The organism is Nannocystis exedens, assembly GCF_002343915.1.
Lineage (GTDB): Bacteria > Myxococcota_A > Polyangia > Nannocystales > Nannocystaceae > Nannocystis > Nannocystis exedens.
Map to the genome: position 1 here is coordinate 475,430 of NZ_NETK01000001.1, position 21,668 is coordinate 497,097.

Annotated in this window: 21 protein-coding genes; 4 read left to right on the top strand and 17 right to left on the bottom strand. The window is 73.9% G+C overall.

The window, feature by feature from the left end; all coding sequences use genetic code 11:
* Positions 1–58: 58 nt before the first annotated feature.
* The 4 genes from NAEX_RS01735 to NAEX_RS01750 all read right to left on the bottom strand — a co-directional run bounded on the left by NAEX_RS01735 (position 59) and on the right by NAEX_RS01750 (position 3,516).
* Complete coding sequence (locus tag NAEX_RS01735) at positions 59–982, bottom strand: AraC family transcriptional regulator (RefSeq protein WP_170135373.1); 924 nt, start codon at positions 980–982, stop codon at positions 59–61.
* A gap of 157 nt (positions 983–1,139) precedes the next feature.
* Positions 1,140–1,565, bottom strand: coding sequence for a 23S rRNA (pseudouridine(1915)-N(3))-methyltransferase RlmH (locus NAEX_RS01740; protein WP_096325783.1), 426 nt, complete (start codon positions 1,563–1,565; stop codon positions 1,140–1,142).
* Between the two features lie 10 nt (positions 1,566–1,575).
* Positions 1,576–2,295, bottom strand: coding sequence for a ribosome silencing factor (gene rsfS, locus NAEX_RS01745; protein ID WP_096325784.1), 720 nt, complete (start codon positions 2,293–2,295; stop codon positions 1,576–1,578).
* Positions 2,296–2,532: 237 nt separating this feature from the next.
* Entirely contained in the window at positions 2,533–3,516 is a 984-nt protein-coding gene (locus tag NAEX_RS01750) for a hypothetical protein (protein WP_143141190.1), read from the bottom strand.
* Positions 3,517–3,573: 57 nt separating this feature from the next.
* Between NAEX_RS01750 and NAEX_RS01755 the strand changes: the two genes are divergently transcribed.
* The 3 genes from NAEX_RS01755 (at position 3,574) to NAEX_RS01765 (ending at position 7,141) form a co-directional block, all read left to right on the top strand.
* Entirely contained in the window at positions 3,574–4,539 is a 966-nt protein-coding gene (locus NAEX_RS01755) for a prepilin peptidase (protein ID WP_096325786.1), read from the top strand.
* Positions 4,536–5,672: a mechanosensitive ion channel family protein gene (locus NAEX_RS01760; protein ID WP_211302338.1), complete on the top strand. Its 1,137-nt coding sequence runs from the start codon at positions 4,536–4,538 to the stop codon at positions 5,670–5,672. Before NAEX_RS01755 ends, NAEX_RS01760 begins: the two co-directional genes overlap by 4 nt.
* Positions 5,673–6,163: 491 nt before the next feature.
* Positions 6,164–7,141 (top strand): terpene synthase family protein, encoded by a 978-nt coding sequence (locus NAEX_RS01765; protein ID WP_143141192.1) that lies wholly within the window; start codon positions 6,164–6,166, stop codon positions 7,139–7,141.
* Between the two features lie 146 nt (positions 7,142–7,287).
* On the opposite strand, the gene NAEX_RS01770 is transcribed toward NAEX_RS01765, so the two are convergent.
* The 6 genes from NAEX_RS01770 to NAEX_RS01795 form a co-directional block, all read right to left on the bottom strand.
* On the bottom strand, positions 7,288–8,772 hold the full coding sequence (locus NAEX_RS01770; RefSeq protein ID WP_143141193.1) for a hypothetical protein: 1,485 nt from the start codon (positions 8,770–8,772) through the stop codon (positions 7,288–7,290).
* 239 nt (positions 8,773–9,011) lie between these two features.
* Complete coding sequence (locus NAEX_RS01775) at positions 9,012–9,380, bottom strand: hypothetical protein (protein ID WP_096325790.1); 369 nt, start codon at positions 9,378–9,380, stop codon at positions 9,012–9,014.
* A gap of 46 nt (positions 9,381–9,426) precedes the next feature.
* Positions 9,427–11,886 (bottom strand): Hsp70 family protein, encoded by a 2,460-nt coding sequence (locus tag NAEX_RS01780; protein WP_096325791.1) that lies wholly within the window; start codon positions 11,884–11,886, stop codon positions 9,427–9,429.
* A 25-nt stretch (positions 11,887–11,911) separates the two neighbouring features.
* Entirely contained in the window at positions 11,912–12,394 is a 483-nt protein-coding gene (locus NAEX_RS01785; RefSeq protein ID WP_096325792.1) for a hypothetical protein, read from the bottom strand.
* 313 nt (positions 12,395–12,707) lie between these two features.
* The gene (locus NAEX_RS01790) at positions 12,708–13,409 is read right to left on the bottom strand and encodes a sigma-70 family RNA polymerase sigma factor (RefSeq protein WP_170135374.1); all 702 of its coding nucleotides are present in this window, start codon (positions 13,407–13,409) and stop codon (positions 12,708–12,710) included.
* A 51-nt stretch (positions 13,410–13,460) separates the two neighbouring features.
* Complete coding sequence (locus tag NAEX_RS01795) at positions 13,461–13,781, bottom strand: PilZ domain-containing protein (protein WP_170135375.1); 321 nt, start codon at positions 13,779–13,781, stop codon at positions 13,461–13,463.
* 249 nt (positions 13,782–14,030) lie between these two features.
* Here NAEX_RS01795 and NAEX_RS01800 point away from each other — a divergent pair, with 249 nt between their 5' ends.
* On the top strand, positions 14,031–14,540 hold the full coding sequence (locus NAEX_RS01800) for a hypothetical protein (RefSeq protein ID WP_143141194.1): 510 nt from the start codon (positions 14,031–14,033) through the stop codon (positions 14,538–14,540).
* Between the two features lie 122 nt (positions 14,541–14,662).
* Here NAEX_RS01800 and NAEX_RS01805 read toward each other — a convergent pair whose 3' ends face one another.
* From NAEX_RS01805 to NAEX_RS01835, 7 genes are all read right to left on the bottom strand, one after another.
* On the bottom strand, positions 14,663–15,283 hold the full coding sequence (locus NAEX_RS01805; protein ID WP_096325796.1) for a hypothetical protein: 621 nt from the start codon (positions 15,281–15,283) through the stop codon (positions 14,663–14,665).
* A gap of 169 nt (positions 15,284–15,452) precedes the next feature.
* Positions 15,453–16,529: a DNA polymerase III subunit delta gene (holA, locus tag NAEX_RS01810; RefSeq protein WP_096325797.1), complete on the bottom strand. Its 1,077-nt coding sequence runs from the start codon at positions 16,527–16,529 to the stop codon at positions 15,453–15,455.
* 49 nt (positions 16,530–16,578) lie between these two features.
* Positions 16,579–17,952, bottom strand: a complete 1,374-nt coding sequence (locus NAEX_RS01815; protein WP_096325798.1) for a class I SAM-dependent RNA methyltransferase — start codon at positions 17,950–17,952, stop codon at positions 16,579–16,581.
* On the bottom strand, positions 17,952–18,545 hold the full coding sequence (locus NAEX_RS01820; RefSeq protein WP_143141195.1) for a hypothetical protein: 594 nt from the start codon (positions 18,543–18,545) through the stop codon (positions 17,952–17,954). The genes NAEX_RS01815 and NAEX_RS01820 overlap by 1 nt, the downstream gene beginning before the upstream one ends.
* An 82-nt stretch (positions 18,546–18,627) precedes the next feature.
* Entirely contained in the window at positions 18,628–19,794 is a 1,167-nt protein-coding gene (locus NAEX_RS01825; RefSeq protein WP_096325800.1) for an acyl-CoA dehydrogenase family protein, read from the bottom strand.
* A gap of 93 nt (positions 19,795–19,887) precedes the next feature.
* Complete coding sequence (locus NAEX_RS01830) at positions 19,888–20,433, bottom strand: hypothetical protein (protein ID WP_096325801.1); 546 nt, start codon at positions 20,431–20,433, stop codon at positions 19,888–19,890.
* Between the two features lie 85 nt (positions 20,434–20,518).
* Complete coding sequence (locus tag NAEX_RS01835) at positions 20,519–21,664, bottom strand: acyl-CoA dehydrogenase family protein (protein WP_096325802.1); 1,146 nt, start codon at positions 21,662–21,664, stop codon at positions 20,519–20,521.
* Positions 21,665–21,668: the final 4 nt, after the last annotated feature.

Genomic DNA, 21,668 nt, shown 5'->3' on the forward strand with positions numbered 1-21,668 from the left:
CGCTGCGCTTCTCTTGCCCGATCCTGCGAGACCGCCGAACGCCCGCCCTGCGGGCCCGTCAGGCCGTCCGCTGCAGCTCGCGCGGCCCGTCGCCGGCGGCGGCCAGGCGGCGGGCGTACTCGGCCGGCGGGACGCCGAAGTAACTCTTGAAGTCGCGGGTGAAGTGCGACGCGCTGGCGTAGCCGACCTGGCCCGCGACCTCGCTGGCTCGCGCGCCGCGGAGCAGCAGGGTGCGCGCCTCGTGCAGGCGGACGTGCTTGACGTAGCGCATCGGGCTGACGCGGGCGACCGCGCGGAAGCGGTGGGCGAAGTGCGAGGGGCTCATCGCGACCCGCCGCGCCAGGCCCTCGACCGTCAGGCGGGCGGCGGCGTGGGTGCGGATGAACGCCATCGCCTCCTGGATCCGCGCCTCGTCGCCGCGACGGACCGCGCGGCGCAGCACCGCCGCGGCCTCCGAACGCAGCAGGCGGAACACGATCTCCTCGACGATCAGCGGCGCCAGCACGGCCCGCTCGGCCGGATCGCCGACCGTGTCGAGCAGGCGGCACAGCGCGCCGAGGATCGCCGGGTCGAGCCGCGAGACGAACGCGGGCACCGGCTCGTCGACCGGACCCGCGTCGCTGTCGGCCAGCGCGATCAGGGTGCGGGCGACCACGTCGGGCGGCATGGCGACGCACACCGAGAGGTAGGGCCGCTCGGGGCTGGCCTCGAGCACGGTGCTCTCGAACTCGGACTCGCCGGTCAGCAAGAGGTAGTGGAGCGGATCGTAGGTCAGCGCGTGCGCGCCGAAGCTCGCCTCCTTGCGCCCCTGCACCACCGTCACCAGCGACAGCGTCAACGCCTGCGACTTGCGCTTCGTCGTCGGCCGATCGGCCCGCCAGAACCACACGCCCGGGTACGGCGAGTACGTCTGACCCTCGGCCGTCGCGTACCGGGCGACGAGGGCGAGCAGGTCGGCGTGTCCGCGCGGCGGCTGGTCCACGGGGCCGAGGATAACCCAGCCGCGGGCGGTCCGGACGACGGTCCGCGGACGGAGAACCGGCGGGCCGAGGCGGCCGGCGAGCCGCCTCGCCGGAGATGCGCTCGCTCGGACATGCCCGAACGGACATGCCCGCTCGGACATGCCCGCTCGGACAGGCTCACCCGTGGTGATACGGGTGCCCGGCGAGCAGGCTGCCGGCGCGGTAGAGCTGCTCGAGCAGGATCAGGCGGACCAGGCGGTGCGGCAGGGTCAGGCGGGACACGGCCAGCAGGCGGTCGGCCTGGGTGCGGTCGGTGACGGTGAAGCCGTCGGCGTCGCCGATGTAGAGCGCGACGTCGCGGGCGTCGCGGCGCCAGCGGTCGATCCACTGCGCGAGCTCGCGGGTGGCGAGCTGTTCGCCGCGCTCGTCGAGGAGCACGCGGGCGCCCTCGTGGCGGGTCCAGTGGGCGCGGATCGCCGCGAGGTCGCGCACCTCGAGCATCTCGACGGTGACGAACGGCTGGACGCGCCGCAAATAGTCGGCGCACAACGCGACGAGCGCGGTGTCCTTGAGCTTGCCGGCGGCGACGACGCTGATCTTCACGGGCGAAGGCTCACTTGCGCCGCGCGGGCGGCGGCGCCTCGGCGGGGACCGCCTCGCCGGCGTCGTCGTCGGCCGCGAGGTCCTCGTCGTCCTCGTCGTCCTCGTCGCCGTAGGCGTAGTCGCCCTCCTCGTCGTCGGCGAAGTCGTCCGGCTCGTCGTACTCGGCGACGTCGCCCTCCTCGCCCTCGTCGAGGTCCTCGCCCTCGTCGTCGCCGCCCTCGGGCAGCTCACCCGGCGCGCCCGCGAGCTCCTCCTCGTCCTCGAGCTCGCCGGGGAAGGCGCCGAAGCTGCCGCCGCGGAACGGGGGCATGTCGACCGGCGGGGCCAGGCCCTCGAGCGTCGAGGTGTCCATGACCTCGGGCGGCAGCCCGAGCTCCGCGCGCGGGGCGTCGCGCCACATGCTCTCGAGATCGTAGTGCTTGCGCACCGGGTGGTAGAACACGTGGATCAGGAAGTCGTCGTAATCGAGGAGGTCCCACAGGTGCTCCTCGAGGCCGTCGGTGCCGATCGGGGTGGTCTGCATGTCCTTCAGACCAGCCATGATCGCCTCGGTGATGCCGCCGACGTGGCGGTCGGAGCGGCCGGACACGACCAGCGCCCAGTCGGTGTAACCGGCCACGTCGGTGAGCTGGAGGACGACGGGCGCAGCGGCCTTGGCGTCGACCGCGAGGTCGAGGGCGCGCTGGAGGGCGGGCGGCAGGGCCGCGCGCGTAAGGGCAGGCTTCGTCACGCGTGGCCTTTTAGCGCGGGCGAGCGGCGACGCAAAGGCCCCCGGGCCCCGCCAGGGCGCGTCAGCTCACGCGGAGGCGCCCGTACGCCCGCTCCCGGACCCGAAGAGGACGCCCGCGCACGCGCCCGCGCGACCGCCTGAGTCCGCTCGCCCACCCGCGAGGGGCCGCGCCGTGGGCCTCGCCGGGCTGCGATCGCCGGGGGGCCCGAAGGACTGGACCTCGCCGCGGCGTCCGGCTCAGGTGCCCGCGAGGCCGTCGAGCAGGCGCCGCCGCTCGCTCTCGTAGCGGACCCGCTCGGGCAGCGGCTGCACGTGCTCCGGCGCGTGGATCTGGAGATCGGGGGTCCGCGCGGCCGTGCCGGTGAGGTGGGTCTCGCCGACCAGCGCTCGCTCGAGCTCGTCGCGCAGGCCGTAGCCGATGCGGATCTCCGCGGTCTGCCACAGGCCCGTGGCGCGCTCCAGGGTCAGCGTGCCCTCGACGGCCGTGATCTCGGCCTTCTCGCGCCACTCTCGCCCCGGGGCCGCGCTCCGGGGCACCGGCACGCGCGCCCCGGGCTCGGCCAGCGACAGCGTCACGCGCACCGTGTCGCCCTCCTCTGCGGCGGCCACCGCCAGCGCCGGGGCGGCCAGCTCGACCACGTCGTGGACGCTGCGCTGGGCCTCGTCGAGCCAGCGCTGGTGGAGGTCGGCGTCGAGCGGGCGCACGTGCCAGCCGCGGTGGAGCATCCGCGTGTAGGCCTTCTCGTCGAGGACCATCACCTCGCGGCCGCGGTGCTGATCGGTACGTTGAGACAGGTAGAAACGGACAGGTTCTTCGGGACCGGCGGCCCACTGCAGCTCGAGCTCGTCGACCACCTTCTGCGTCAAGAGCACCGGCGTGTCGACCGCCGGCCGCACCGGCTCGACCGGCGTGAGGCTGAACTCGGCGGTGTACTTGAGGGTGTGGCGGCCGAGCAGCGCGCGGGCGACGAGGTGGCTCTGGCCGAGCACCGCCAGCAAGGTCGCGGGGCTCGGCGACGCGAGCAGCGCGTCGACGGCGGCGCGCGCCAGCTCCTCCTGGCTCTGGCGCGCGGCCCCGGGGCGCGGCGGCAGGCTGGCCGCCTCGGCGACCGGCAGGTTGGCGTCGTCGTCGCCGCCGCAGGCGGGTCCGCCCGCGAGCACGAGCGCGAGGGCGAGGCCGCCTACCTGCAGTCGGACCGGCCGGATCGGGGGCGCTGGCACGCGCGGAGGATAACAGGAACAAGCGCGGGCCGGATCGCGTAGGATCTCCGCGACCCGATGCTCGAGCCGCTGCTGACGCTCCAGGGCCCCGAGGCCCTCGAATTGGTCGAGACCAATCCGGTCCTGGTGAAGGCCCTGATGGCCCCCTGGGCCCCCTGGCTGGCCTTCCTCTTCGGCACGCTGTGGGGCAGCTTCGCCAACGTCGCCATCTGGCGCCTGCCGCGCGGGCTGTCGGTCGTCCGTCCGGGCTCGGCGTGCCCCGCGTGCGAGACGCCGATCGCCTGGTACGACAACATCCCGGTCCTCTCGTACCTGCTGCTGCGCGGCCGTTGCCGCCGCTGCGGCGAGCCGTTCGCCCTGCGCTACCTCGTCGTCGAGCTGCTCGGCGGCGTGCTGAGCTTCACGCTCTACCTGCAGTTCGTGCTGCGGCCGATGGTCCAGGGCGGGCCGCCCGGCCTGGTCGAGTGGTTGCTGTGGTTCTGCTTCGGCCTCGGCCTCTTGATCGCGACCTACACCGACCTCGATCTGTGGCTGATCCCCGACGAGGTCGTGCTGCCGATCGCGGGCCTCGGGCTCGTGGTCGCGGCGGTCAGCCCGGCGACGCTCGGCGTCGGCGTGGTCGAGGCGGCGCTCGCGGCCGCGTGCGGTTACTTGCTGATCGCCGGGCTGCGCTGGGTCTACCTGCGCTACCGCGGCATCGAGGCGCTCGGCCTCGGCGACGGCAAGTTGCTGTGCATGATCGGCGCCTTCGGCGGCGCGCGCGGCCTGATGTGGACCCTCGCGGCCGGCGCGATCCAGGGCCTGCTCGTCGCGGTGCCGATGCTGCTCCTCGGCCGCCGCGTCGCCAACACCGCGCTCGCGGAGGTCCACGGCGACGACCCGGAGCTCGGCGAGGAAGACCCGGACGCCGGCGTGATGGGAGCCCGCGTCCCGTTCGGGCCCTTCCTGGCGCTCGCGGCCTTCGAGTATATGTTCCTGCGCGAGCACATCGAGGCCCTGTGGGCCGCGCTCGTTTCGCCGTGATCGAGATCCTGTCAGCCCCGATGGACGACGCCGTCTTCCCGTTGCCGCAGCTGCAATGGTTGGCGCTCGAGATCTTGCCCCGCGCCGCGCGCGGCTACGCCGACGTGGCCGCCGAGCTGGTGTTCGCGCTGCTGCTCGGGCTCTTGCTGCGGTTCGTGGTCTTGCCGCTGATGGTCCGCGCCAGCGCCCGCAACGACTGGGTGATCGACGACATCATCACCGCCCGCCTGCGCGACCGGGCCCTGCTCTGGGCGGTGCTCGCCGGCGTGGTCGCGGCGGTTTCGGATTTGCCGTGGAAGGCCCGTTCGATCGGCGTCGCCGAGAAGGTCTCGGCCTCGGTGCTGGCGCTGTCGGTGACGCTGACGCTGATGCGGATCGTGTCGGAGATCGTCGGCCGCAACCAGTCGCCGGCGGGCGGCGGCACGACCCTCATCAAGTACATCATCAACGGGCTGCTGCTGCTGCTCGGGGTCGGCGCGATCCTCGGCCTGTTCGGGGTGTCGGTGTTCCCGGCCCTGACCGCCCTCGGCGTCGGCGGCCTCGCGGTCGCCCTCGCCTTCCAGGACACGCTGGCCAACGTGTTCGCCGGCGTCAACCTCAGCGCGTCACGGCAGATCCGCGTCGGCGACTTCGTCAACGTCGACACCAAGCTCGAGGGCTTCGTCACCGACATCGGCTGGCGCACCACCACTCTGCGCACGCTCGACGACCTCCTGATCTACATCCCGAACAAGCGCCTCGGCGAGGCGATCATGACCAACTTCAGCCGGCCCGACCCGACCATGTGGATCGAGGTCCCGATCCGCGTCAGCCTCGACGTCGACCCCGAGGCGCTCGAGGCGATCCTCGTCGACGAGGTCCGGCGGGCGCGCGAGACCCTGCCCGGCGTGCGTGACACGGCCCCCGCGGTGCGCATGCGCGTCGGCGAGTGGGCGCTCGAGGTCCGCGTGTTCGTGCAGATCCAGAACTTCGTCGACCGCAATCCCCTGACCACGGCGATGCTGAAGCGCCTGCTGATCCGCCTGCGTCGTGAAGGCCTGGTGATCCCGCTGCCGCAGCGGGTGATCCACGCCCCCTCCGCGAGCGCCGACACCTCCGCCGCGTCTACGAGAGCTCAGCCGCCGGCCCCCTGAGCGCCGGCGCAGGGCCGCCCGTCGGCCTCGGACGGGGGACAGCCGTCCGCTGCAGCACAGCCGATTCGCACCCGTCGAAGGCGCCCGGGTGCGCCGGTGCGGCGAGCCGCTGCTCGGGGACTCGACTCTGATCTGCGACACGGCGGGTGGCGGCCCAACTTGCGTCGCTACACCTTCGAGTCACAATGGGACGCACAGCCCCTCTGCACCTGAATGGGGGCGTGGAGCGACATTTTCGTTCGTCCACTTCTTTGTGTCGCGGACGCATGATCGTCATGATCCGATCGACCCAGTGGCGCCGCTCACTGGACGACCGGGAGGATTGCGCGTGCCGAGACCCCAGCTCGGTCACGGGATCGACGCCTCCTGGCCATCGACCAACCGTAGACAAGTCGCCGGTACTCCGGGCCCGGAGTCGCCGGTCTCGGGCGTCGGGCCGTAGACCGCCGGTCCGACGCCCGGGGCGGACCTCTCTCCTCCCTCCTCCTCGCATGAAGTTCCCACGCGACGATCGATCACGGATGACGGCCGAGCTGGCGATCGAGGTGACGCTGCGTTATCCGCTGCCCTGGTTCTCACCGGGAGACCTCGGGCTGCAGGAGGTCCTGAGCCCGGGCCCGCGCCTGCTCGGGGGCGCTGGTTTCCGCGGCCTGGCGGTGGCCCGCCTCGGCGGCTGGCCCACGCTCGCAGCCGACCCGCAGCGCGCCGCCACGGCCCTGCGATTTCTGACGTTCTGGGCGCTGCTGGGCGAAGACGGCGGCTTCCCCGAGGCCGAGCTGCTGGCGGCCGTACGCGGCAGCGACGGCCTGCCGGAGAACGTCCCTCCGGCCCTGCGCGCGTGGTGGGAGGTGGCCCGGCGCTGTCGCGCGGCGATGGGCCCGGCCTGGTGCGGCCGCCTGGCCGAGGACTTCGCCGACTGGCTCGACGCCAACCGCTGCGAGGCGCACTGGCGCGCCAAGATCGAGGCCGAGGCGCCCTACCCCGCGCGGCAAGACTTGCTGCCGATCCGCGTCGCCAGCGTCGGCGTGGCCCCGGCGATCGACTTCCTCGAGTACGTCGGCGACTGTCCGCTGCCGCTGGCCGTGCGCAGCCACCCTGCCCACGCCGCGGTCCGCCGCTACGCCGCCCGCCTGGTCGCCGTCCAGGACGACCTCGTCGGCGTGGCCGAGGACCTCGTCTCGCACCGCCCCAACCTGCTCGGCTGCATGCTGCGCAACGAGGGCCTCAGCCCCGCCGCCGCCGCCGCCGAGGTCGAGGCGCTGCACGACGAGAGCCTGTGCGGTCTGACCGGCGCCTCGCAATTGTTGCGCGCCGAGTTCCCCCGCGTCGAGGCCGTGACCCGCTGGCTGCGCGCGGTCCAGACCCTCTGCCACGGGTTCGCCCGCTGGCACTCGACGACCCCGCACGACCACCGCACGACCCGCCTGCCCTCGGGGCCAGGGCTGGCGATCGAGATCGAGTACGTGTAGAGCCTGGGCTTTCGGGCAGGGCCGCTCGAACATGCTCATCAGGGCATGTTCGAACGAGCATGTCTTTCGGAGCATGTCCCACACCGCGGCGCAGCCGCGGGGACGGCCGCAACGCCAGCCGCGAGCTGTCCCGAGAGACAGCCCGCTCACTTCTTCGCGCCGACGTTCTTGCGCTGGAGCTCGATCGCCTCGACGTCGCCGACGGCCTCGGCCTCGGCCAGCAGCCACTGGAACATCGGCCCCGACAGGCCGTACTCCTTGCGGTCGTTCCACAGCCACACCGCGTAGCCGCACACGTCGCGATGGACCTGCGGGAACATCAGGTAGCGCAGCGCCATGCCGCCGAGCAGGACCGCCTCCTCGTAGCGGCGGCGGAACTGGTTCCACGCGCGCGACTCCTCGGCCGGCGGCAGGCGGCGGTCGGCGGCCGTGCGCGCGCGCAGCTCCTCGGAGCCCTCTTCGACCCCGCCGAGCAGCTCGGCGCGCAGCTCGGCCGCGGCCTGGGCCGCCGTCGGCACGTCCATCTCGAAGCTGTCGAGCGGCAGCTTGGCCGCCCGCGCCAGCTCGGCCAGCTCGCGCGCGACCACGCGGCGGATCGCCGCCAGCGCCTCCTCGGCGCGCGTCTGGGCGGTCAACACGGCGGCCCGCTGCCGCATGCGCCGCTCGGCGGGCGCCCACGCGGCCTCCCACGCGCGGCAGAGCTCCTGCATGCGCGTGGCCGACAGCCGCTGCTCGAGCTCCGTCGCCGGCTGCCCGGCGGTCTTCGGCCGCAGCGCCAGCCAGGTGGCGTGCAGCGCCTGCGCGTGGGCCACGGGGTCGTCGGCGTGGACGGCGGGATCGATGAGCGGCACCGTCGCCGGCGGCGGCGCGGGCGGCGGCGGCTTGCGCTGGTGCAGCACCCGCGGCGCCGCGCGGGCCTGGTCGAGCAGCGGTCGCATGGCCTTTCGGCCAGGCGCGAGCAGCCACGACACCCACAGGCCGACGTCGGTCGGGTTGGGCTCGCCGGCCAGCGCCTCGCCGCGGATCCGCGCGGCCGCGCGGGCGAGGAAGCGGGTGTACGCGGTCGCCTGGCCCGGCTGCACGCCGCGACGCATGACGCTGATCCAGTCGCCGCGGGCGGCCGCATCGGCCACCAGCCAGTCGTTGGCGGCCCGTCGCGCGGCCCTGGGCGCGAAGTCGGGGTCGAAGCCGTCGACGCCGGCGAGGATGTCGCGCGCGCCGTCGCGATCGCCGCGGCTGGCCGCGAGCAGCCCGGTCGCGACGATGCCGCCGAGCCCCGATCGGGCCCGCGCCTGGATCTTGCCTTCGAGCCAGGTCGCCAGCGCGGCGTCGTGCGAGCGGTGCAGCAGCGCCAGCGCGGCGGCGACGACCTGCCCGCCCTCGCGCTCGCGCTCCCAGCTCGAGCGGGCCAGCAGCGCCAGCCAGTAGCTGGTCCGCACGAGGCCCGCGGCGATCACGGTGCGCCGCAGGACCGGCCACACCAGGCCGCCGACCAGATCGAGCAGCGCCATGAGCCAGCCGCCGAGCGCGATCAGGAGGATGAGGGCGCCGAGCACGCTGCCGATCGCGTAGGCCTGGGCGACGAAGTCGGGGCCGCCGAGCACGACCCACAGCCCGAGCAGAGCGAACACCGGCCACGGCCCGAGCCGCCGGCACACGAACCGAGCGCCGGCGCCACGACCGTCGCGACCCCGCGGTCCGCCGGCGCTGCCCCGCGCGAGCGCCCCGCGCCGAGGATCCGGCCCGCCAGCCAGCAGCGGGTCGCGCGGTCGCTCGGCTCCCGCCTCGCCGTTCGCGTGCTCGCGGCGCGACCGGTCGCGCACCGTCGCGGCGTCGCGCCGCGCCCCCGGCTCTCTCGTCGCGCGCGTCCTCATGACCGCCTCCACCCGAGCGCCGCGAACGCCTCGGCGAACGGGGCCGGCCCGGGGCCCTTCGTCTCGGGGGCGGGCGGCGGTCTCGGCGGCGCCGCGGGCGGCGGCAGGCTGGCCCAGAACTCGTGCGCCAGCCGCTTCTCGTGGTCGCGCAGGGCCGCCATGGCCGCGCGGACCTTGTCCTCGGTGCGCGGGCGCGGCCCGAGCGGGCTCATGTAGGTCGCGGCCGACTTCAGCTTGAGCCCGAGCATCCCGAGCAGCTTCTGGCCCTCGCGCTCGACGTCGACCCGGCTGCAGTCGGGCCGCAGCCCGAGCACGTAGAACGGGTTGTCGGCCAAGGCCTGGAAGTCGTCTGGCTTTTGCGACATGGTGATCCCGACAGGTCCTTCAAGACAGGGTCGACAGGCCAGGTGCTCAGCGCACCCCCGACTCGTGGCCCTTGCGCCGGTCCTCGGCCGCGCTCGGCAGCAGCTGCCACAGCTTCTGCGTCACCCGCCGCAGCGCCTCGTTGTCGCCCTTGGCCAGGGCCTCGCGGCCCTCCTTGACCAGCGCCTGGGCGCGGGCGACGTCGGTCGCGTTGCCGGCGTCGGCGGCCGCGTCCTCGAAGCGGTGCTTCCACGCGTCGGGGTGGCGGCCGTAGGCCGACGAGCCGAGGCGGCGGAGCAGCCGCAGCTGGCGCTGCAGCTCGAGCGGGTCGCGGGCCTGGCGGGCCTTGTCGACCGCCTTGGCGGTCTCCTGGTACAGCGTCTGCTCGTGCGGCTGGCCGTAGTCCTGGACCCACCCGGTGGTCCAGATCAGCGCCTCGCGGGCCTCGCGGTCGAGCTCCGGCCAGCGGCGGTCGAGCTCGACCGCCTCGATCTGCGCGTCGACCTCGATCAGCGTGCGCCGGGCCTTCTGCGCCGCGTCGGTGTCGCCGCCGCGGGCCGCCTCGATGTCGCGGCCGACGTCGTCGAGCGCGCTCTCCACCTTGGCCAGGCGCTCGATCGAGTCGCGGGCCTGGCGGCGGAACGCGTCGGTGCGCAGCTCGCCGAGCCGCGCCCGCGTCGCCGTCACCGTCGACGCGAGCACCTCGGGGTCGGCCTCCGGCACGAGCAGGTGCGCCACGTGCTCGAACACCTGGCCGATCGCCGGGATCAGCGCGCGCGCCGACATCCGCCCGCCGCGGTCGAGCTCGATCGTCAGCTCGACCTCGGCCCCGGACGCCAGCGTCTGCTTGAGCTCCTTGCCGCCGATCTCGAGCGCGCCGACCAGGCGGCACAGGTGGGCCTGCTCGTACTCGCCCTGCACGATCGGGATCTTGATCACCGCCTTCTCGGCCCCGCGGGCCACGCTGTCGACGGTGTGCAGCGTGAACGTGCGCCGGGCCGGCAGCGGCGCCCCGCGCTCGAAGTAGACGCGGACGTCGTTGCTCGCCAGCGCCACCCCGATCGTGCGCGACAGCGGCGGGTCGCTGATCGTCAGGCCCTGGACGATCGTCAGCGTCGGCGGGTCGATCGTCACCGTGTTGCCCTGGATGTTCTTGCCGGTCAGGCGGAACACGTTGGGCTTGCGCGGCACCAGCGAGACCGGCAGCACGAACGCCCCCTCCTCGTCGAGCGGCGTCCACGGGCTGTCCCACAGGCCGTCCGAGCGGCCGAGCTGGACCTCGGTCGGCACCGAATTGACCGGACCTGTCCGTTCGACCAGGCGGCCGACCACGTGCGGCGTCAGGTCGGACGACATCGCCGGGTACTGCAGCCACACCTTGGCCCCGCGGACCGGCTCGATCGCGCTCGGCCGCGCCTCGAGCCCGGCCGTCGCGGCGAAGATCGCCGCGCCCTGGGCGACCAGCGTCATCGGGTCGAGGCCCTCCGCCGGCGGCACCGCGAGCTGCTGGCTGACCAGGCGCCGCACCACCGGCATCACCGACGGGCCGCCGACCAGCACCACCCGCGTCAGCCCGCCCTCGGCCACGCCGTGGGCCTGCAGCAGCCTCCGGCACACCGCGATCGAGCGGTCGATCGCCGGCGCGCACAGGCGCTCGAGCGTGTCGCGGTCGAGCGTGACGTCGATATCGTGGCTGCTGCCCCCGAGGTCGAGCCCGGGCACGGTGATGCTGGCCGACTCGACCCGCGACAGCTCGATCTTCGCCTCCTCGGCCGCGAGCTTGATCTTGCGCACCGCGGCCGCGTGGGCCGGGTCGCCGCGGCGGATGACGACGCCGTCGCGCGCGGCCTGGGCGATCGCCCAGTCGACGATCGCCCAGTCGAAGTCGCGGCCGCCGAGGAAGTTGTCGCCGTCGTGGCCGACCACCCGCAAGAGGCCGTCGCGGGTCTCGAGCAGCGACACGTCGAAGGTGCCGCCGCCGAGGTCGTAGACCAGCCACGCGCCGCCCTGGTCCTCGACCGTCCAGCCGGCCGCCAGCGCCGACGCGATCGGCTCCTGCAGCAGCTCGACCCGCTCGAACCCGGCCAGCCGCGCCGCCTCCGAGGTCGCGCTGGTCTGCGGCAGCTCGAACAGCGCCGGCACCGAGATCACCGCCCGCGCCGGCAGCACGCCGATCTGGTCGCGCACGTCGGCCCGCAGCGAGCGCAGCACCTCGGCCGCCAGCTCCTCCGGCCGCCGCTCGACGCCCGCCGCCTGGAAGCGGATCCCCTGCGCCGTGCCCATCAACCGCTTGAACTCGCTGCGGGTGTTGTCGGCGTCGGTGTCGAGGAAGCGGCGCGCGCGGGCGCCGACGGTCACGTTGCCGCGGGCGTCGATGCGGACCACCGAGGGGGTGATCGGCGAGCCCTGGGCGTTGCGGACCAGCGTCACCTTCTCGCCGTCGAACACGGCCGCGGTGGAGTTCGTGGTCCCGAGATCGATCCCGACGTAGAGGGGCGCGCTGGTCATCGCGGGCAAGTGTACCCGGGCGCTCTCAGCCTCGCAGCGGCGAGCGAGCGCGCCGGCGCAGGGCTCGGTCGACCGTCACGCCGCCGGCTGCGCCCAGCCCGACCAGCGCGAACAGCAGCGGCAGATCGCCCGGCCCCCCCTCCGGCCGGCTCGGGGCCGCGCCGCGCCAGGCCACGCGCACCCGCCCGGCGCTCCACGGCCCGCAGAGCTCGCCGACCAGCGCCGCGGCGGCCGGCTCGTCCCAGCCCGGAGGGCCGAGCCCGGTCACGACCACCGCGCCCGGATCGTCGGCCCGCGGCAAACGCACCTCGACGGCCAGCCCCTCGGCCCCGAGCGCCCGCAGGGCCGCGACCACCGCGTCCGACAGCGCCAGCTCCTCGCGCGCGCGCTCGCCCGCGCGCGTGGGCACGAGCGCCGGATCGCCGAACAGCTCGCGCTTGCCGCGGACCCCGCGGACCTCGGGCGCCCGCGCCGGCTCGCACGCGGCCAGGGCCGCCCCGAAGAGCATGCTCCAAACGACATGTCTCGAAAGACCTGTCCTTTTCCACATGCCTGCGAGGCCATGTCTGTTGCGCCGCCTGGCGACGCGCTCGCGGGCGATCTCCCGCTCGCCCCCGCTCACGGCCCCGCCTCCGGCCGCCGCGCCTCGTGCCGCACCAATGCACGGCGTCGAGCGCCGACCGCTCGCGCCTGCCGCCGCCCAGCCCCGTCGCCCCGTCCGCTCACGACCCGCCTCCTCTGCCATTCAGGCGCGTCACGCCGAACCCGAGCACCGCCTTCGACGGCTCGCCCGCGCCGCAGCGCTTGCCCGTCCCGCCCGCTCACGGCCCCGCCTCCGGCGGCCGCGCCTCGGCGGCCAGCAGGTCGGCGAGGCGCCGCAGCAGCCGCTGGTGGCGGCGGGAGATCGTGCTGACGCTGGTGGCGAGATCGGCCGCGACCTCGGTGAGGGTCAGCCCGCGCACGTAGACCGCGTCGATCAGCGCCTGCTCGTCGGCGTCGCAGCGCTCGACCAGCGCGCGCAGCGACAGCCGGACCTCGAGGCCGAACGCGTCGTCGTCGCCGGCGAACAGGCGCGACAGCACCGCGGCGGCGGTGACCTCGCGGACCAGCTCGGCGGCGTCGCCGAAGCGCTCGCCGATCCGCCGCGGGTCGTCGCCGGGGCGCAGGCGGATCTCCGCCAGCTCCTGCGTCACCTCGAGCGTGTTGAGGATCCGCCGCGCCCGCTTGTGGTCGGGGAAGGCGTTGCGGGCGGCGTCGATCATCGCCCCGCGGACCCGGTAGAACGCGAACGCCGCGAACGGCACGCCCGAGGCCGGGTCGTAGCGCAGGGCCGCGCGCGCCAGCGCCTCGTAGCCGGCGCTCTCGCACTCGTCGGGCGCGATCCCGACGACCCGCCGCAGGCTGCGCGCGATGCCGGGCACCCGCGGCGCGAACGCCTCCACCCGCGCCCGCTGCTCAGGGGTCAGCCCGGGCCCGCGCGCGGGCTCGCGGGCGGCCGGCTCGCCGTCGTCCGTGACGTGCAAGACCTCGTCGTGAGGCTGGTTTATGACATGTCCTCGCGGACAGGGGCCGGCTCAGGCGCCGGCGGCCTCCTGGCTGTCGAGGATGTGCTTGCGCAGCGCGCCCTTCTGCTCGTCGGTGATGTGGACGAAGCGGATCGCCATGTCCTCGTCGCCGCCGCGCACGACCATGCCGGTGAGCGGCAGGCTGGCCGAGAGGGCCGGGAAGCTCAGCACCAGCGCGACCTGCTGCCCCGCCTCCTCCCACGCCGGGCCGACGAACTTGCAGCCGCCGAGGCTGAGGTCGTCGAGGGGGCGGGCCAGCACGACCTCGGAGCCGATGATGTCGGCGTGGGCGTGGATCCGCAGGCGGGGGTGGAAGCGGGCATCGGTCACCCTGCGATGATAGCCGCGCGCTCGCGCGAGCCACCTCGCGGCGCGCCGGGACACGCCGACACGCCGCGAAGGCGGCCCGTCACCGCCACGCGACGCGCTGGCACGCCGGTCCGGCGCCCTTTGCCAAATTGGCACTGGAGGCCCCCCGGCCGCGCCCCCGACGCGTGCGCTAAGTCCTTGTTCAAAGAAGCGAGTTTACGAACTGGCGCCCGTGGCCGCGTGCTTGCACAATGCGACCTCGCTCGACCCATGCCCGGACGTTCCCTCGCCCTCGCACTCGCTGCGGTGCTCGCCGCGCCCTCCGTCGCCGGCTGCAAGAACACCGCGATCATCCCCGGGACCGAGATCCCGGACACCCCCGACAACCGCGAGATCCTGCAGGTCATCGAGCGCTTCCGGACCAGCTTCGTCCGCCAGGACCCGGCCGGCATCCTCGCCACCGCGCACCCGACCTACTACGACGAGTCGGGCACCGACGACCCCAGCGACGACATCGTCTACGAGGAGCTCGGCCCGATCCTCCGCCGCCGGATCGCCCAGCTCGAGTCGGTCCGCTTCACGATCGAGTACCTCGACGTCTACATGCGCCGCGACCGCGCCACCGTGAACGTGTGGATCGACGCGACCTTCCGCCTCAAGCCGATCCTCGGCGACGACGGCATGCCGCGCTTCCCCCCGCGCGTCGTCCCCAAGCAGGACTACGCCAAGTTCGAGCTGATCCGCGAGGGCGACTCCTGGCTGATCACCAAGGGCATCTGAGCCGGCTGGCCTCTCGGGCAGGTCCTTCGGGACCTGCCCGCTCGCGCATGCTCGAAGGGGCCTGCCCTGAAGGACAGGCCGTGACGACCCGTCGTTGACGCCCCCGCGACGGGCGCCTGCCGTCAGCCGCTGCAGCTGCCGCCCGAGCAGCTCTTCTTGCACTTCGCGTCGCCCTCGCAGCCGCGCGCGCACGTGCCACCCGAGCAGGTCAGGTCGCAGTCGGAGCCGGCCTTGCAGGTCTGCGTGCAGCTGCCGCCGCTGCAGGTGAACTTGCAGGTCGCGCCCTCCTCGCAGGCCTGCGTGCAGCCGCCGCCGCCGCAGGTGTACTCGCAGGCGCCGCTGCTGCAGGTCTGGCGGCAGCCGCCGTCGTCGCAGTCCTTGCCGCCGGCCGCCGCGGGCTCGGCGTCGTCGCCGAGGTTGCTCGGGGCGACGATCACCCCGCCGCCGGGCAGCTTGATCTTCCCGTCGGCGCCGACCTCGACCTCCCCCGCCTTCACCCCCGCGGCCGACACCTGGACGTCGCCGACCTCGGTGCCGCTGACCTTGACCTCGCCGGGCTTGACCTCGACGCCGACCGGCCCGGCCTTGACCTCGACCCCGCCCGCACCTGTCTTGACGGACACGTCGGTCGCCGGCGCGGTGGCCGGCGCCGCCGCCTTCTGCTCGGGCTGGGCGGCGGGCTTCGAGGTGCAGCCGATCGAGGACACCGCCGCGATCGCGGCGAGGAACGAAAATGCGCGCATCACGAGCTCTCCTGGCGCGCGACCGTAGCACGTCGGCCGCAGGGCTCGCGGGTGACGAGCTTCCTGCCCCTCGGGACAGCTCGTCGCAGCGGGCTCGACCGCGGCGCTCCGCTTCCCCGAGCGCAGATCCGCGAGCACCCTGGACCGCAGCGTGACGTCCGCCCGCAAGTCAGGTGCGCGCGTCGACGCCCGGCAGCGCGCGGCAGGTGTCGAGGATCCACCGCTGCAGCGCCAGGTACGGCGACGCGTAGGCGACGTGCGAGCCGCCCTTGAGGTCCTGATCGAGGCGGACCAGCGCGGCGTAGGCCGAGCGCAGGCGCGACTCGCTGAACCCACGCGCCTGCGCCTCGAGCCCGCGCACGAGGAACGGCGGCAACTTGGTCGCCTCGGCGACGCGGCCCGGGTTGACCTTGGCGGTGAAGATCAGGCGGATCTGGCGGGTCAGCATCGCCAGCACCTGCATCGACACGCCGGCGTCCTTCTCGCCGGCGGCGAACATGCGCGCGAGCACGGCGAGGGCGGTGTCGGCCTCGCCGCGGCCGACGGCGTCGGTGAGGTCGAAGATCTTGGCCTCGCGGGTGTGGGCGACGATCGCCTCGACGTCGGCGAGCCCGACCGGACCGTCGCCGGCGTGCAGCAGCGCCTGGTCGAGCGCGCCGAGCAGCTCGCTGCGCCCGGTGCCGACGCTGGCGACCAGCGCCGCGGCGGCGTCGCGGGAGATCTTGCGGCCCTGCGCCTGCGCCTCGCCGACGACGAACCCGACGGCGTCGTCGTCGCGCTTGTAGGCCTCGAACTTGTGGGCCCAGCCGCCCGCCTTGCAGGCGGTGACGAGCTTCGAGCGGCCGTCGATGCCGCCGCCGCTGATCACCAGCACGGTCGTCGGGCTCGGCGCCTTGATGTAGGCCGCGAGCGCGTCCATGGCCGCCGCATTGGTGCTCTCGGCCTCGGGCCCCTTGCCGAGGTCGTCGGGGTTGGCGAGCTCGACCAGCCGCCACTTGCTCATCATCGGGATCTGCGCGCAGGCCGACAGCACCGGCCCGGCCCCGCTGAGGTCGACGCCGTCGAAGCGCTCGTGGTTGAAGGCCGCCATCGCCTGCGCGGTGGGGTCGTCGGGCGGGACCACGACCTTGCGCAGCGCCGTGATGACGGCCCGGATCGCCGCCGGCTCGTCGCCGTAGAGCACGTACACCGGGTCGAGCTTGCCGGCGGCGATCGCCCGCTCGAGCGCGCGGACCTCGTCGCTCACGCCGACCTGCCCTTTCGGACAGCGTGACCTGTCCCTGCGGACATCCGGCTCATGACCGCTCCCGCGGGGCGTCCAGCGCGACGATCACCTCGACCTCCGGGGTCATCGGCATCATGTCGATCGCCAGCGCCGAGGCGGCGCGGTGGCCCGCCTCGAGCATCGGCTCGAGGTCGCGGGCCAGCGTGGCCGGGTCGCAGGCGACGAACACCGTGCGCCCGCTGGCCACCCGCGCCAGCGCCCGCGCCCCGTGCAGGCCGAGGCCGGCGCGCGGCGGGTCGAGCACCACCCGGTCGAAGCTGCGGCCCTCGGCGGCGTAGCGGGTCAGCGCCCGCGTGGCGTCGAACCGGCGCACCTCGATGCGGGCCTGCCGGCTCGCCGCGGTCTTCTTGGCCAGGCGCAGCAGCGCCGCCGCCGAGCCGCGGTCCTCCTCGACCGCGACCACCTCGGCGGCCTCGCGGGCCAGCGCGCGGGTGAAGTTGCCGCCGCCGGCGAACAGCTCGAGCACCTGGCCGCCGCGCGCGTCGGCCAGCGCGACCACGCGCTCGACCAGGGCCCGGTTCTGGGCCGCCTGGGCCTGCGCGAACTCGAAGGGACCTGTCGCAATGGCCATGTCCTCCGGGCCAGCATCGGCCAGGGCCAGGCGCCCGCGCCCGATCACCAGCTCGCGCCGGCCGCCGCGCGCGACCACGCCGACGACCACGTTGTCGAGCACCTCGCCGAGCGCCGCGCGCAGGCCGGCCTCGTCGGCGTCGCCCTCGCGCGGCGCGAGCCCGGGGATCCCGACCACCACCGCGGCCCCGTCGGACAGCAGGTGGACCTCGCCGCGCCGCAGCTGCCGCAGCACCTGCGAGAACCCCCCGCCCCCGGCCGCCAGCGCGGACAGCCGCGCCAGCGCGTGGTTCAGCGGGGCGTCGAACACCGGGCAGTGCGTCAGCGCCAGCACCTCGTGCGACTGCCGGCGGTGCAGCCCGAGCCGCAGCGCGTCGCCGACCCGCTCGACGTGCAGGCGGGCCCGCCGGCGGTAGCCGAGCGCGCGCGGGCTGGCCAGCGCGTCCGGCACGGCGATCCCGAGCCGGCGCAGCGCACCCTCGGCGATCTGACGCTTCAGCTCGGCCTGCGCGCCCGCCCGCGCGTGCTGCAGGCCGCAGCCGCCGCACACGCCCTCGACCGGGCACGGCGGGGCGACGCGGTCGGCGCTGGCGGTCAGCACCTGCAAGGTCCGCCCGCGGATCATCCGCCGGCGCTCCTCCGACCTGACCGCGAGGACCTGTTCTCCGGGCAATGCCCCTTCGACCAGCCAGGTGCGCGTGTCGGCGCCGTCGCCGACGGCCCGGCCGACGCCCTCGCCGCCGTGGGCGATCCCGCGGACCTCGACGCGCTCGCCGGCCGCGGCCTCCGTGGCCTCGGTGGCTCCCGTCTTCATCACTTCTTCTTCTTGGTCTCTTCGGCGTTGACGTCGATGACGCGGTCGCGCGCCGGTCGCTGCTTGCCGTCGCTCACCTGCGCGAACGGGAAGCTGCCGAAGCCCGGGCTCCCGCCGGCCGGCCCGCCCGGGCCGCCGCGGCCCTGCTGCTGCGCCGCCTGCTGCGCCTGCTGCATCGCCTGCATCGCCGCCTGCAGGTTCGCGAGCGGTCCGGTCGCTTTCGGCTTGGGCGCGAACTGGGCCAGCAGCGCGAAGCCGAGGGCCCCGAGGCCGAGGATGTAGACCGTCGGGTCGGACCCGCGGGACACGCCGCAGGCGACCGCGCCGAGCCAGAAGAAGAACAGCACGATGGCGAAGCAGCCGGACCCGCGGGCCAGGCCGAACAGGCCGAGGATCGCCACCGCGCCGCCGCCGACCATCACCAGCGTCGGCAGGTACGGCGGCGGGCCGTTCAGGAACAGGCCGACGATGGTGACCACCGCGCCGACGAGGAACAGCGAGAAGCGCCGCTGCATCTCCTTCTTCATCAGGCTCATCGCGTCGGGCGGGAGCTTGCTGAGGTCGAAGGGCATCTGGGGCGGGACTTGAGCCATGGTCGTGTGCGGGGGGGTTGCGGCGGCCGCTCACGGCGGCGGGTTGCGGCGGCCTTCGGGCTGCGTCCTCAGCCTAGCAGCGCTAGCCGGTGGCGCGAGCGAAGCGGCGAGCGATCTCACGGCTGATGACGATGCGCTGGATCTCGCTGGTGCCCTCGAAGATGCGGGTCACCCGGACGTCGCGGAGGTAGCGCTCGACCGGGAACTCGCGGGTGTAGCCGAACCCGCCGAGCACCTGGACGGCCCGGTCGCACGCGGCCCAGCCGCGCTCGCTGGCCGCCAGCTTGGCCATCGACGCCTCCTGCGTGAACGGCTTGCCCTGCTCTTTGAGCCAGGCGGCCCGCAGGGTGAGCAGCCGGGCCGCCTCGAGCTCGGTGGCGCTGTCGGCGAGCATCCACTGGATCGCCTGGTAGTCGGCGATCGCGTGGCCGAACTGCTGGCGCTCGAGCGCGTAGCCGCGGGCGAACTCGGTGGCGGCCAGACCGCAGCCGAGCGCCAGGCCGGCGATGCCGATCCGCCCGCCGTCGAGCGCCATCATCGCCACGCGGAAGCCCTTGCCCTCCTCGCCGAGCAGCGCCTCGGGGCCGAGCTCGATGTCGTTGAACTCGAGCGGCGTGGTGGTGCTCGCGTGCTGCCCGGTCTTGTGCTCCGGCTTGCCGCGCACGAGGCCCGGCGCGTCGCCGCGGACCAGGAACGCCGAGATGCCCTGCGAGCCCGGGGCGTCGCTGGTGCGGGCCCACACCACGAACAGCCCGGCGTCGGTGCCGCTCGTGATCCACAGCTTCTGCCCGGAGAGGACCCACCCGCCGCGGCCGTTCGGCGTCGCCCGCGTGCGCATGCCGGCCGGGTCGCTGCCGGCGCCCGCCTCCGACAGGGCGAAGCCGCCGACCACGTACTCGCCGGAGCACAGCCGCGGCACGTGCTCCTGCTGCTGCTCCGGGGTGCCGAACTTGGTGACGACCTCGGCGACCATGTTGCTGACGGTCATCGCCACCGTCGTGCCGGCGCACGCCTTGGCCAGCTCGATCACCGCCAGCGCGTAGGCCACCGCCCCGGCCTCGACCCCGCCCAGCCGCTCCGGCACGTTGATGCCCAAGAGGCCCAGCTCCGCCGCCTCGGCCAGGCTCTCGCGCGGGAACCCGCCGGCGACGTCGAGCTCGGCCGCCCGCGGCGCCAGCGTGCGCGCCGCGAACTGCCGCGCGGTGCTGACGATGAGCTCCTGGTTCTCGGTCGGGGTGAAGTCGTACATGGTGTCGGAAAGAACATGTCCCCAGGGGCATGGCCTGGAGGACATTGCTGATCGTACATGTCCCGGCGGGCCTGCCCCTTCAGGCAGACGCGATCAGTAGGCCTCGCCGACCTTGCCGGTGTACGTGTAGACGTACTCGACCTCGGGCGCCGGGTCGAACTCCCACTTGAAGGCCGATTCCTCGACGCAGGAGGCGAACAGCTTGGCCTCGCGCGGCTGGAACTTGTCCTTCGGCACGCCCTTGGGCGGCCGGCGCTCCTTGATGTCGATCGCCGGGATGTCGACCTTGGTGACCTTGCCGCTGGTGGCGATGGTGACCTCGACCGAGAAGGTGCCGGCGATCCAGCGGTTCTCGTAGGCCTCCATGTCCTTCTGCAGGCAGCGGCCGAAGTCGCGCTCGTACACGCTCTCCATGGTGTCCTGGATCGACGCCAGGGTCTTCGGCGAGACCGACGCCTGCGCGCTGCGGTCGTACTCGTCGAGGCCCTCCTCGGACTTCACCATGTCCTTGTCGTACTCCGTCTTGGTGTACTCCGCGTACATGGCGTCCTCGTTGTTGTCCATCTTGTTGAGGTGGCGCTTGGCGCACCCCGGGCCGGCGAGGGCGGCGGCGAGCAGGATCACGGTCGTGGTTCGCATGATGGTTCCTCGTGGAGGCTGGCGCCGGCGCTGCGCCCGGCCAGCCTGGGCATCCGGGGCATGATACCGCCCCCGCGGCCGGCGGTCACTTGCGGCGGAGCAGGCCGGCGGAGATGACGACGCGCTGGATCTCGCTCGTCCCCTCGTAAATCTCGGTGATCTTGGCGTCGCGGAAGTGGCGCTCGACCGGGTACTCGGTCACGTAGCCGTTGCCGCCGAACACCTGAATGGCGTCCTTGGCGACCTTGTTGGCGGTCTCGGAGGCGAACAGCTTGGCCATCGAGCTCTCGACCGAGTGCCGCTGCCCCCGCGCCTTGAGGCTCGCCGCCCGATAGGTCAGCAGGCGGGCGGCGTCGATGCCGACCTGCATGTCCGCGAGCATGAACGCGATCGCCTGGTGGTCGATGATCCGGCGGCCGAAGGTCTTGCGGTCGAGCGCGTACTCGGCCGCGGCCTCGAAGGCGGCGCGGGCGATCCCGAGGGCCTGGGCGGCGATGCCGATCCGCCCGCAGTCGAGGGTGGCCATCGCCACCTTGAAGCCGCCGCCGACCTGGCCGAGGATCTGGTCGTCGGACACGCGGTGGTCGGTGAAGAAGATCTGGCACGAGTGGCTGGCCCGGATCCCGAGCTTGTCGTCCTTCGGCCCGCGCGACACGCCCTCGCCGTGCATGTCGACCACGAACGCGGTGATGCCCCCGTTGCCGCGCTCCGGATCGGTCATGGTGAACAGGATCCCGGTGTCGGCCTGCGGGCCGTTGGTGATCCAGTTCTTCACGCCGCTTATCACCCAGCCGTCGCCGTCGCGCACCGCGGTGGTCTTCTGCGCCGCGGCGTCGCTGCCGGCGTTCGGCTCGGACAGCATGAAGCAGCCGAGCTTGTCGCCGCGCGCCAGCGGCACGAGCCACCGCTGCTTCTGCGCCTCGGTCGCGAACTTGAGCAGCGGGTCGCACACGAGCGAGTTGTTGACGCTCATGATCACGCCGGTCGACGCGCAGGCGGCCGAGACCTCCTCCATCGCGATCACGTACGAGATCGGGTCGAGGCCGGAGCCGCCGTAGGCCTCGGGGACCTCGATGCCGAGCAGCCCGAGCTCGGCCATGCGCCGCACCAGCTCCTTGGGGAACCGGGCCTCGCGGTCGAGCTCGGCGGCCAGCGGCTTCACCTCGCGGGCCGCGAACTCGCGGACCATCTTCTGCAGCGCTTCTTGGTCTTCGGTCAACGACAGGTCCATCGCG